Here is an 11,819-nt window from a genome sequence, read left to right as displayed (position 1 = left end):
CCGCCAGCGGCCCTGAAAACAAGGAGAGCCTCCAGCTATCGTCTTTATGACCGCATGGGAGAGCCCGGCTGAAGCATCAGGCTTCGATCCGGCGCCGACGGAGCAACCCCCCAGGAAACTCTCAGGCAACAGGAACCGTGTGGTCTTGACACTCTGGAGAGTGGTGGCGCGGCAGGTTTATGACCGGGCGCAGCCATCCGCCGACGGAGAAAGCCGTACGGTAGGGTTACGCGCACAAGTCGTGTGATACCGAAGCGGTCAAGCTCTCAGGCACAAGCGACAGAGATGGGGAAATGAACGCAGCGCCGGCCTTGGCGGGTCGGCATGTCCGCATTTCTCTTATCGAGGAGCTCAAGCTCATGTCGCATTTTGCGGTTATCGGCGCCGGTATCACCGGCATTACCACGGCCTATGCGTTGCTCGAGCGTGGCCATCACGTAACAATCATCGATCGCCAGCCGTTGCCGGCGATGGAAACCTCTTTCGCCAACGGCGGGCAACTCTCCGCGAGCAACGCCGAAGTGTGGAATTCGGTCGGCACCGTTTTCAAGGGCCTGCGCTGGATGGCGAGGCGCGATGCGCCGCTCCTGTTCAATCCCCGGCCCGGTTGGCACAAGTTCTCATGGATCGCCGAGTTTCTCGGGGCGATTCCCCGGCATGACGTCAACACGGTGGAGACGGTCCGGCTCGCGATCGAGGCGCGCAAGTACCTGTTCGGCATTGCCGAGCGCGAGGGTATCAATTTCGATTGCGAGAAGCGCGGGATTCTCCACATCTACCGCAATGCCGCGAGCTTTGCCGATGCGGCGCGAACCAATGAACTGGTGCGCGCCGGCGGGCTCGACCGGTTCCAGGTCACCCCTGAAGAGATGCGCCGGATCGATCCCACACTGTCGGGAGACTATTGCGGCGGATACTATACGCCGTCCGACGCGACCGGCGACATCTGCAAGTTCACGCGCGGACTTGCCGCGGCCTGCGAACGCAAGGGGGCCATGCTCCAGCTCGATCGCGCGGTTCAGGCGATTGCGGTGCACGAGCGCGGGGTCACCATCCGCACTGCCAGCCTGACCGATGCGCGGATCGAGGATGTCGGTCATTTTGACGGACTGGTGATCTGTGCCGGTGTCGGCAGCCGCCGCCTTGCGGCGATGATCGGTGACCGGGTGAACGTCTACCCGGTCAAGGGCTACTCGATCACGGTCATGCTGCGCGACGAAACAAGCCAGGCTGCGGCGCCATGGGTGAGCCTGCTCGACGAGGATGCCAAGATCGTCACGTCCCGGCTCGGCAAGGACCGCTTCCGCGTGGCCGGAACGGCGGAGTTCAACGGCGAGAACCGCGATATCCGCGCTGACCGCATCGCGCCGCTGGTGCAGTGGGTACGCCAGCTTTTCCCAGGCGTGAGTGTGGGCGAGGTCCTGCCGTGGGCGGGCCTGAGACCAATGCTGCCCGACATGATGCCACGCGTCGGCGCCGGGCGGCGTCAGCGGGTGTTCTACAACACCGGCCACGGCCATTTGGGCTGGACGCTGAGCGCGGTGACAGCGCAGATGGTGGCGGCGACGATCGACCAGGCGCTCGAGGCCGAAGCGGCGCTGCGCGTCGCCTGAGGCTCAGCCGAATAAGTACTACACCCGAAACGCGGCCCGGCAGCTCTGCTTACCTAAAAGGCAGGGGTGCCGGGCCGTTCTTCCTTGTGCGGACCAATCACCGTTCACACAGGGAATGATTGCCATGCTGGTCAAGCAAGCTGCAGGACAGGACGCCAATCCGTGGGGCCAGGCACCGTGCGGACCGCTAATCCCGGCAACCTATCGTCGCGGCGTGCTTCGCGCAAAAGTGACGCTGAGCGATCTGACCTGCCGTTCGGCGCGGATCGATTCGATGGAAGCCCTGAAGCCCGGGATGCTCGTGTGGATCACCCTGCCCGGGCTTGAGGCGCGGCCTGCCAAGGTTGACTGGACCAGTGGCTTTACTGCCGGCCTGCATTTTGAGGCGCCCCTGCATCCGGCCGTGCTGGACGCGGTCCTCGAGGGACGCATCGGCTCGGTTCATTGAGCATAAAGCGGGGAAAAGGTGGCTCCCTGAGTAGGATTCGAACCTACGACCACTCGATTAACAGTCGAGAGCTCTACCGCTGAGCTATCAGGGACCGGACCCGGTTGCCCGGGGCAGGAGCGGGCTAATAGCAGGCGTTTCGGGTTTGGCAAGCGCCTGATTGCCCAAAAACGAACCGGAAATTCACACCAGGAACTGCTCGGCGAAGATTCGCTCGTCGAGGCTCTTGCCCTTGTCGAACAGCAGTGTCAGCCGGTGATCACGCGCGGCGCTCACGCGCACCTCGCTGATGTCGCGCACTTCCTTCTGGTCGGCTACGACCGACACCGGGCGCTTGGCCGCTTCCAGCGAGCGGAACAGGATCTCACAGCTCTCCGGCAAAATCGCCCCGCGCCAGCGCCGCGGCCGAAACGGGCTGATCGGCGTGAGCGCCAGCATCGCGCTGCCCAGGGGCAGGATCGGGCCATTGGCCGAGAGGTTGTAGGCCGTCGAGCCTGCGGGTGTCGCTACCAGAACGCCGTCGCATGAAAGCTCGGGCATGCGCACCTTGCCGTTTACGGAGACTTCCAGCTTGGCGGTTTGTCGGGTTTCGCGCAGCAGCGAGACTTCGTTGATCGCCCAGGAGGAATACCGCTCGCCCGTCTGCGTCACCGCCTCCATCCACAGCGGTGCAACCGCCACGCCGCGCGCCTTGGCAACGCGCTCGGCGATGGGGCGGGTGGCTTTGTGGCGGTTCATCAGGAAGCCGACGGTGCCGAGATTAAGCCCGTAGGCAGGAATCACGCGCCCGGTATCGAGCATGTGATGCAGGGTCTGCAGCATGAACCCGTCACCGCCGAGCACGACGACAATCTCCGCATCTTCGAGCGGCACCCATTCGTGCGAGGCGATCAATGCAGCCTCGGCCTCCTGCGCGCGGTCGGTGGGAGAGGCCAGCAGCGCGAGCCGGGGCATTGCAGGCATGGGATCGGGCACTCCTCGCGGGGTGGCGCTGCGATCAGCGTCCGGAGGCGACTGATATGGAGCGACCCAAACTGGTGCAATGCAAAATGGTACAGCAAGGATGATTTCCCGAAGCTGATCGCCTAAGACGGCAGGCGATGACGGGCACCGCACTCCTTTCCGGCGATGATCGCGACGTGCTGACGGGCCTTCCAGGCCCGGGCAGCGCGGCGCTGTGGCTCGATGGGACGAACGAGACAGACTTCGTGCAGGCGATGATGGTCAGCCTGCAGCGGCTGCCGGCGGTCAATCTGGCCTATGGCATGGCGGGCGGCGACCGCGTGCTCGTGGAAGTCGCGCGGCGGCTGAGGGACTTCGTGGCGGACGAACTCGGCCCGCAGACTCTGGTGGCCCGGGCTGCGGGCGGCGCATTCCTCGTCGCCAGCCGTGCCTCCTTGAGCCGCGAGCGCTGGCAGTGGCTGGCCGAGGCGCTGGGCCGGGCGATCGCGCGGCCGTTGGTGGTCGATGGGGAGCGGCTGAGCCTGGCCCCGCGCACCGCGCTGTTGCGCGGCCGGCCGGGGGAGAGCGGCGCGGCACTGCTTGACCGGCTCGACCAGGTTTCGGGCGATCTCCAGCGGCGTAGCGGCCGGCGCGTTTTGTGGGCCGATGGTAGCCATCCCGCGCGCGGCCGCAGCGCGGCGAGCCTTGAAGGCGATCTCCTCGGCGCGCTGCACCGCGACGAGATCACAGTGCTGTTCCAGCCGCAGTTCCACGTCGCCACCGGCGCGCTTGCCGGGGCGGAAGCGCTGGCGCGGTGGGAGCATCCGAGCTTTGGTCGCATTTGCGCGGAAACGCTGTTTGCCGTGGCGGACCGGGGCGACCATGTGGCGCAACTTTCGCGCCATATCGGCAAGCGCGCGCTGGCACTGGCTGCAGCTTGGCCAGACACCGTGCCGCTGCGCCTCTCGCTCAACGTGACGGCGGAGGATTTTGCTGTCGGCGATTTCGCGGCGAGCCTCAAGGCGGCGCTGGAAGCCAGCCGGTTCCCCGCCGCGCGACTGACCATCGAGATCACCGAGCAGACCCTGATCGCCGACTTCGAGGCCTGCGCCGCCGCGCTGCGCGAACTGGCTGCGCTGGGCATAAGCGTGGCGCTCGACGATTTCGGCACCGGCTTCTCCAATTTTCGCGCGCTCAAGGCCCTGCCGCTGGATGCGTTGAAGCTCGACCGCTCGCTGGTCAGCGACATCGAGCATGACGCGCGAGACCGGGCGATCCTCTCGGCGATGGTGGCGATGGCGCGGGCGTTGGGTCTCAAGGTGATCGCCGAAGGGGTGGAGAGTGCCGGGCAGCTGGCGATCCTGCAGGCGGAAGGCTGCGACCTGTTTCAGGGGTTCCTCCGCGCCGGTCCTATTTCGGCGGAGGAGTTCGTCGCTCTGGTGGCGAGCAGCGCCTGAATTCAGGTCAGGTTGACACAGTTGACACAGTCCTGGGGAGAAACTGCAAGGCCCCTTCCGCGCGCCTGCATGGCCACGGGAAAGTGCAGCGCGGCCAAGGGCTTGGATGCGAAACGGGGGCATGCCCCAGGTGTATCAAAGGTGCGCCCCTGTAGGACAGGGGTTTGCGCCCTCCTGCCGGCCCGCCTGCCTGTCCGCCAGCTGGCCGGACGGAACCGCCCCGGCGCTATTCGTCCTTATCAGGCGGGCGCTTGGCCCAGAAGGTTCCGGTTTCACCGAGCTTGCGGCCATAGGCGAAGAGCGTGCGCATCATCTCGGTGTCGAACAGGCTCTTTTCGGAGCGGGGATAGTCCTTGTCGATGAAGCTCAGGTTGAAATCGACGCCGTGGGCCTTGGCGTAAAGATAGCTCAGAGCCACGGTGCTCCCGGCCGAACGGCGCAAGTTGAGCGAGATGGCCTGGCTGGCGATGGGCACGGTGCGAGGGCGCACGAGGTGGAACTCGCCGTTGAGCTTGTTGTTCACGATCATGTAGAGGTGGAGGCGATTGAGCGCGGAGGGCAGCTGGCCCGCGACAATCGCCTGATCCGGGAGCGTGAGGATCTGCGCGGTGGTGCCGCCATCGACATGCATCTCGCTCACCTCGCGGCCGTTTGCCTGGGCCTTGATCATCACCGGGGGGAAGAAGGCCGGAATGGCCGAGGAGGCGAGGAGGACCTGCCGGAACAGGCCGTAGCGGCCCGGGGCCTTGCTGGCGGCAATTGCGCCCATGTTCCAGATCACCATGCGCTGTGCATCGAGATTGGCGGTGCCGACGAACAGTCGCCGTCCGCGCGCGTGCTCGGCCGCGATGCGGTCGATCAGCGCATCGGTCATGACTTCGCTGATCATGCGCGCCAGCGGCTTTGTACTGGCGATGCTGGGCGAGAGCGGGATGGCGAGAGGGAAGCGGTTCCGGTAGATGTTCTTCGCCGAGATGGTGGTGAAGAGCTGCTCCAGCGTGGCATCCTGATCGGGGCCGAGGAAGGCGAAGGGCGCGATCAGCGCGCCGGTGCTGACCCCGGTGACGACGGCGAATTCGGGCCGTGTGCCGGCCTTGGTCCAGCCGTTCAAAAGGCCTGCGCCATAGGCTCCATTGTCCGATCCCCCCGAGAGCGCGAGCATCGAGCGTTCGCCGTTCGCCCCGGCATAGACCGGCGCCATGAGCCGCGCGGCGCCCGGCGCATCGGCCCAGAAGCGGGCCTGCGGCACGCCGGGGATGGTGGCTTCGGCCTGCTGGGTTTCAGTGAAGGGTTGGCGGTGGATCGTGGCGCAGCCTGCAAGCCCCAATGCGGGTGCAAGGCGGGCGGCGAGGAGGACTATCCTGATGCGTGCGGGCAAGCGTTGTTCTCCTGTTGGTACCAGCACTTAGCACAGGGACGCGGGATCGGGGCATGGTATCGCGCGGTGGCATCGCACAGCGATGACAGAGCGGTAGGGAAAGAGAGCGCGGCGGTCGGTCTGTGGCGCTACCCCTTCATTTGCAGAGGCGCATCGATCGGACTGCCTGTCAGCGCTTGCGGTTCGGTGATTTGGTAAACTTGCACTGTAATTGTTGCTTGGAGAAACAGCTGCATTTGGAAATAAGCAAATACGATTAATTCGATTGTCCCATAACAGTGAAGTGATATGGTTCCCTTTGGCAAGGAACAATCCGCGCGCAGTCGGAGGGATAGGGGTGGCAGACAAGATTACTGTGATCGGCAATCTCATCGCCAAGAGCGATCCGGGCTATGCCGATTTTGTCGTACAATTTGTCATCCCGACGGACCTCAATCATGACGGGGTTGGTGATTTCATTGTGCAGATGTGGCAGCAGACGAATCCCTTCGGCGCGCCGGTGACCAGCGGTTACACCAACGACAAGTTGTTCGCACTCGTCAGCAATGCCGATGGTTCCTACCGCGTGGACAACCAGGCCGTGTTCGGCACGGCAACGCCGAAACTGGGCGGGTTGCCGCGCAAGTATGTCACAGGCGACATCAATGGCGACGGCGTGACCGACTACGCCTTTGCGATGAATTCCGAAGATTATCGTTCACAATCCGATCCGACGACGATCTACGCCCGGCCCGCGATGCTCCTCTCCAAGCCGGGTGGTGGCTATTCGGTGGTGAACGCGGGCCTGCCGAGTTGGGGCCATTCGGTCGCGATGGTCGACAATGGCCTCGGCACCAAGGACGTGGTGTTCGCAGGGTACAACGACAATCCGTTCCAGGTGCTGCGCTATCAGGCGGGCGGCTTCGTCTCGGTTACCGACCAATATGTCGCCAACACCGACGGCTGGGCCAATGCCTTGGCGGGGGCGTCTGCGGCACCGGGTGACGCGGCTTCGGCCTATTTCGTCGCGACCCACGAGACGTACGAACAAACGGATGCCCATCCGCTGACCGGCGTGGGGCTTGGCCTGTTCGGCAAAGTGGGCAGCGCGGTCTCGCTCATAGATTTTGCAGGTTACAAGCCGGACGGCACTGCAAAGGTTAAGCTGTACAACACCGACGTGCTCCAGACCTTTTCGATCTACCGGTTTCCGGATGTCGACTACCTCAACCTAACATTCATCGAAGTGCAGGTGGATCCGGTGCGAAAGGCGGATGGCTCCCTGACCGTTGTGGCGATGATGAATGCCCTTGAGGCGACCGGCCATCCGCGGATCACCAGCGGAGAAACCTTCAACTACGATACCGATCTGGTCAATGTGAGCAGGCTGAAGGTGTTTCGTCTGCTCGATGGCCATTTGCGCGAGGTTCCCAATGCAATCCCGGTGCAGTTGGCCAAGGGCAGTATCAACTACTACGACTTGACCGACGTGAACGGAGACGGGCTGAAGGACATCGTCGCGCAAGTGTTCACGCGGCCCGGTTTCCACGAGAATGCCGATGCGGCAGGCAAACCTGCGGTCTATATCAACGACGGGCTGGGCCATTATCAGGTGGTAGATCTCAATGGATTTACCGGGAACCTCGATGGCACCCCGCCGGGGCCGGAACTCGAAGGGTATTTGAAGGATATCAACGGGGACGGCTTCGCCGATCTCGTGACCTACATCGTCAACCCGCCCGACGAGCGGTTTACGCACACGATCCAGATCAGCTACTCCCATGGCTTTCCCGGGGTGCTGGGATCGCAGCTTGATGACCGGCTATATGGGTCTGCGAAGGCTGACAAGATCGATGGCGGCGCGGGCAATGACACGATCAATGGCGGGCTGGGCAACGACCGGCTGACAGGTGGCGCGGGGGCGGACGAGCTATCCGGTGGCAACGGCAACGATACTCTCACCGGCGATGCCGGCAACGATCGGCTGATCGGCGATGCCGGAGGCGATCTTCTCACTGGCGGGGCAGGCGACGACCGACTTCTTGGCGGTGACGGAGCCGACAGGCTTATTGGCGGCGCAGGGCGCGACACGCTCACCGGCGGCCTCGGTGCCGACAAGTTCCGTTTCGATGTGCTGGAGATAACGGCGAAACGCGACACGATCTCGGATTTCGTCAAGGGTCAGGACAGTATCGAACTGGTGCGATCAGCCTTCAAAGGGCTTGCCAGCGAATTGGCGGGGCCTCTCAAGGCGCAAGAGTTTACGTTGGGTACCAAGGCGCTGACGCCCGATCACCATATCATCTACAATCAGGCTACCGGCGCCTTGTATTACGATCCGGACGGTAACGGGCAACAAGCACAAGTGCAGATCACGGCACTCACAACCAAGCCGCTTCTCGATGCATTTGACATCTTGCTGGTGTGAGCACGCGTTGAACGGGGGAGGCTGGTGGGAAAGGTCCTGGCTACGTTCCCTCAAGCTGCCCGCTTCTCCCCCCGCCGTGCCACAGCACTCAGCCCCTTGGTCAATTGCACCAGCCCATTGAGCCGCGCTTCGGGTGTACCCCAGGCCCGGTTGATCACCAGCTTGTTGTCCGGGCGCAGCTTTGCCGTGCCTTTCAGGCGGTCGATATAGGCGAAGAGGCCCATGGGTTCCGGGAAGCTGTCGTTGTGGAACGACACCAGCGTGCCCTTCGCGCCGACGTCGATCTTGGCGATGTGGGCTTCGATGGCCTGGCGCTTGATCTCGATGAGCTTGAGGAGGTTCTGCGTGGGCGCGGGGAGGGGGCCGAAGCGGTCGATCATTTCGGCGGCGAGGGCTTCGACGGCGTCCGCGCCTTCGGCGTCGTTCATGCGGCGATAGAGCGCCATGCGGACGGCGAGGTCCGGCACGTAGTCCTCCGGGATCATGATCGGGGCATCGACGGTGATCTGCGGGCTCAGCGTGTTGCGTTCGCGCGCGAGGCCGATTTCGCCGGCCTTGGCGGCGACGATCGCGTCTTCGAGCATCGACTGGTAGAGCTCGAAGCCGACTTCGCGGACGTGGCCGGACTGCTCGTCGCCGAGGAGGTTGCCCGCGCCGCGGATATCGAGATCGTGGCTGGCAAGCTGGAACCCGGCGCCGAGGCTGTCGAGATCGGAGAGGACCTTGAGGCGCTTTTCGGCGACTTCGCTGAGGGCCTGGTTTTCGGGGTAGGTGAGGTAGGCATAGGCGCGCAGCTTGCCGCGCCCGACGCGGCCGCGCAGCTGGTAGAGCTGGGCGAGGCCGAAGCGGTCGGCGCGGTGGAGGACGATGGTGTTGGCGCTGGGGATATCGAGGCCGCTCTCGACGATGGTGGTCGAGAGGAGGACTTCGTAGCGCTTCTCGTAGAAGGCGCCCATGCGGTCCTCGACTTCGGTCGGGCTCATCTGGCCGTGCGCGGAGACATAGCGGATTTCCGGCACGTTGAGGCGGAGCCATTCCTCCAGATCGGGCATGTCGGCGATGCGGGGGACGACGATGAACGACTGGCCGCCGCGCTGGTGCTCGCGCATCAGGGCCTCTCGCATGGTCACGTCGTCCCACGGCATGACGTAGGTGCGCACGGCGAGGCGGTCGACCGGCGGGGTCTGGATGGTGGACAGTTCGCGCAGGCCGGACATCGCCATCTGCAGCGTACGCGGGATGGGGGTGGCGGTGAGGGTGAGGACGTGCACGTCCGCCTTGAGTTCCTTGAGGCGCTCCTTGTGGACGACGCCGAAGCGCTGCTCCTCATCGACGATGACAAGGCCGAGGCGCTTGAATTCGAGGCCCTTGGAAAGGAGCGCGTGGGTGCCGATGACGACATCGACGGTGCCGGCGGCGAGGCCTTCGCGGGTCTGGGCGGCTTCCTTGCCGGGGACGAGGCGGCTGAGGCGGCCGACTTCGAGGGGGAAGCCGGAGAAGCGCTCGACAAAGGCGGTATAGTGCTGGCGGGCGAGCAAGGTGGTCGGCGCGATGACGGCGACCTGCTTGCCGGCCATGGCCGCGACGAAGGCGGCGCGCAGGGCGACCTCGGTCTTGCCGAAGCCGACGTCGCCGCAGACGAGGCGGTCCATCGGCTTGCCGCTGGCGAGATCGCCGAGAACGTCCTCGATGGCGCGCTCCTGATCGTCGGTCTCGGCCCAGGGGAACCGGTCGACGAAGGGGCCGAAGCTGGCGGGATCGGGGGCGAGGGTATCGGCTTCGCGCAGGGCCCGCAGCGCGGCGGTCTGCATGAGCTGGCCGGCGATTTCGAGGATGCGCTCGCGCATCTTCGCCTTGCGGCGCTGCCATGCCTCGCCGCCGAGTTTGTCGAGCTGGATGCCCTCGCTGTCGTGGCCGTAGCGGGAAAGGACGTCGAGGTTTTCGACGGGGATGTAGAGCTTGTCCCCGCCTGCGTATTCGAGCTGGACGCAGTCGTGCGGGCTGTCGCCCACCGCGACTGGCACGAGGCCGATGTAGCGGCCGATGCCATGCTCCATGTGGACGACAAGATCGCCGGTGCCGAGCGCGGCGAGTTCGGCGAGGAAGGCGTCGGCGTCCTTGCGCTTGCGCTTGGGGCGGACGAGCCGATCACCCAGGATGTCCTGCTCGGTGAGGACTTCGACATCGCCGCTGGAGAAGCCCTGTTCGAGGGGCAAGACGACGGCGGCAGGTTTGCCGGTGGCGGCGGCGCCGAGGGCTTCCTGCCAGGTCTCGGCGAGGATGGGAGGCGCTTTTCCGGCATCGCCGAGCAGCGAGGCGAGGCGGCTGCGCGAGCCGGCGGAGTAGGCGGCGACGACCGCCTTGCGGCCGCGCGTGGCGAGCGCGGCGAGGTGCTTGGCGGCGGCTTCGTAGATATTGGCGCCCGAGGCGCGTTCGGGAGCGAAATCGCGGGGGGAGCCGAAGCCGAAATCGAGGACGCGAGGGCTCTCGGGCTCCGCGAATTGGCTCATGCGGTGGACGGGCCAGCCCGCGAGGGCGCGGTCGAACTCGTCGCGGCCGAGGTAGAGCGCGGTTTCGGCGAGGGGGCGGTAGGTGGTGCTGCCGGCGCGCTGGCTGCTTTCGGCGCGGGCCTGACGGTAGTCGGTGATATCGGCGAGGCGCTCTTCGGCGGCCTTGGCGGCGGCGGCATCGAGGAGGACGAGGTCGCCGTCGGTCAGATGGTCGAAGAGGGTGACGAGGCGGTCTTCGAGAAGCGGGAGCCAGTGCTCCATCCCGGCGAGGCGGCGGCCTTCGCTGACCGCCTGATAGAGCGGATCGCTTGTGGCATTGGCGCCGAAGAGTTCGCGGTAGCGGGTGCGGAAACGGCGGATGGACTCCTCGTCGAGCAGGGCCTCGCTGGCGGGGAGCAGGAGGTGCGACTGCACGGGCTGGACCGAGCGCTGGGTGGCCGGATCGAACAGGCGCATCGTCTCGATCTCGTCGCCGAAGAAATCGAGCCGCAGGCCGTGGGAAAGGCCGCTGGGGTAGAGATCGAAGACCGAGCCGCGCACCGCATATTCGCCGGAGTCCACCACCGTATCGACGCGGCTGTAGCCCTGGCGCTGGACAAGCGCGATCAGCGCCGCGCGCGCGATTTCCTGCCCGACGCGCAAGGCGCGCACCGATTCGCGCACGCGAAACGGCGTGAGCGTGCGCTGGAGCAGCGCGTTGATCGTGGTGACGAACAGCTGCGGGCCTTCGAGCGGCTGCTGCAGCGCATGGAGCGCGGCGAGGCGGCGCGCGCTGACCGACATGGCGGGCGAGGCGCGGTCAAACGGCAGGCAGTCCCACGCGGGATATTCGGCGACGTCAAGCTCGGGCGCGAAGAACTGGGCGCTCTGGGTGACGGCGCGCATGGCGGCGTCGTCTGCCGCGATGAAGATGGTGCGCCTGGGCGATTTGCCAGTGGCGGCCGCGCGCGAGAGATCAGCGAGGACAAGCGGCTGCGCTCCCCGGGCGATGGAAGCGAGGGTGAGCGGCGTCGTGGCCGACAGGATGCGGGACGGATCGGGCATGTGAAAAAGGGCGCGCGGAG

At 65.3% G+C, this 11,819-nt stretch carries 7 protein-coding genes, 1 tRNA gene and 1 riboswitch; of the genes, 4 read left to right on the top strand and 4 right to left on the bottom strand.

The features are described 5' to 3' along the window. Positions 1-45 precede the first annotated feature (45 nt). A riboswitch (glycine riboswitch) is annotated at positions 46-148 on the top strand. Between the two features lie 145 nt (positions 149-293). Both AQZ52_RS12840 and AQZ52_RS12835 read left to right on the top strand, forming a co-directional pair. After that, a complete protein-coding gene (locus AQZ52_RS12840; protein WP_240481622.1) occupies positions 294-1,613 on the top strand; it encodes a D-amino acid dehydrogenase in 1,320 nt (439 codons plus the stop codon). A gap of 115 nt (positions 1,614-1,728) precedes the next feature. Further along, positions 1,729-2,061, top strand: a complete 333-nt coding sequence (locus AQZ52_RS12835) for a PilZ domain-containing protein (RefSeq protein WP_156424928.1) — start codon at positions 1,729-1,731, stop codon at positions 2,059-2,061. Between the two features lie 19 nt (positions 2,062-2,080). On the opposite strand, the gene AQZ52_RS12830 is transcribed toward AQZ52_RS12835, so the two are convergent. Both AQZ52_RS12830 and AQZ52_RS12825 read right to left on the bottom strand, forming a co-directional pair. Beyond that, a tRNA-Asn gene (locus AQZ52_RS12830) sits at positions 2,081-2,155 on the bottom strand. Between the two features lie 89 nt (positions 2,156-2,244). Further along, the gene (locus AQZ52_RS12825) at positions 2,245-3,024 is read right to left on the bottom strand and encodes an NAD kinase (protein ID WP_067911351.1); all 780 of its coding nucleotides are present in this window, start codon (positions 3,022-3,024) and stop codon (positions 2,245-2,247) included. A 137-nt stretch (positions 3,025-3,161) separates the two neighbouring features. Here AQZ52_RS12825 and AQZ52_RS12820 point away from each other — a divergent pair, with 137 nt between their 5' ends. Next, positions 3,162-4,460 carry a bifunctional diguanylate cyclase/phosphodiesterase gene (locus AQZ52_RS12820; protein ID WP_067911348.1) on the top strand — a complete coding sequence of 433 codons (1,299 nt, stop codon included), beginning with the start codon at positions 3,162-3,164 and terminating at the stop codon, positions 4,458-4,460. Positions 4,461-4,686: 226 nt separating this feature from the next. Here AQZ52_RS12820 and AQZ52_RS12815 read toward each other — a convergent pair whose 3' ends face one another. Continuing rightward, a complete protein-coding gene (locus tag AQZ52_RS12815; RefSeq protein WP_156424927.1) occupies positions 4,687-5,838 on the bottom strand; it encodes a patatin-like phospholipase family protein in 1,152 nt (383 codons plus the stop codon). A 337-nt stretch (positions 5,839-6,175) separates the two neighbouring features. On the opposite strand from AQZ52_RS12815, the gene AQZ52_RS12810 reads away from it, so the two are divergent. Beyond that, positions 6,176-8,245, top strand: coding sequence for a calcium-binding protein (locus AQZ52_RS12810; RefSeq protein ID WP_067911345.1), 2,070 nt, complete (start codon positions 6,176-6,178; stop codon positions 8,243-8,245). Positions 8,246-8,295: 50 nt separating this feature from the next. Here the strand turns inward: AQZ52_RS12810 and mfd are convergent, their stop codons facing one another. Beyond that, the gene (gene mfd, locus AQZ52_RS12805; protein ID WP_067911343.1) at positions 8,296-11,799 is read right to left on the bottom strand and encodes a transcription-repair coupling factor; all 3,504 of its coding nucleotides are present in this window, start codon (positions 11,797-11,799) and stop codon (positions 8,296-8,298) included. Positions 11,800-11,819 lie beyond the last annotated feature (20 nt).

It is taken from the genome of Novosphingobium fuchskuhlense (genome assembly GCF_001519075.1).
Classification (GTDB): Bacteria; Pseudomonadota; Alphaproteobacteria; order Sphingomonadales; family Sphingomonadaceae; genus Novosphingobium; species Novosphingobium fuchskuhlense.
This window is presented reverse-complemented; position numbering and strand designations above follow the sequence as displayed.

Bases quoted from the DNA above. Each gene is read 5' to 3' on its own strand.
- AQZ52_RS12840 (WP_240481622.1), top strand. From the start codon at position 294: ATGAACGCAGCGCCGGCCTTGGCGGGTCGGCATGTCCGCATTTCTCTT.
- AQZ52_RS12835 (WP_156424928.1), top strand. From the start codon at position 1,729: ATGATTGCCATGCTGGTCAAGCAAGCTGCAGGACAGGACGCCAATCCG.
- AQZ52_RS12825 (WP_067911351.1), bottom strand. From the start codon at position 3,024: ATGCCTGCAATGCCCCGGCTCGCGCTGCTGGCCTCTCCCACCGACCGC.
- AQZ52_RS12820 (WP_067911348.1), top strand. From the start codon at position 3,162: ATGACGGGCACCGCACTCCTTTCCGGCGATGATCGCGACGTGCTGACG.
- mfd (WP_067911343.1), bottom strand. From the start codon at position 11,799: ATGCCCGATCCGTCCCGCATCCTGTCGGCCACGACGCCGCTCACCCTC.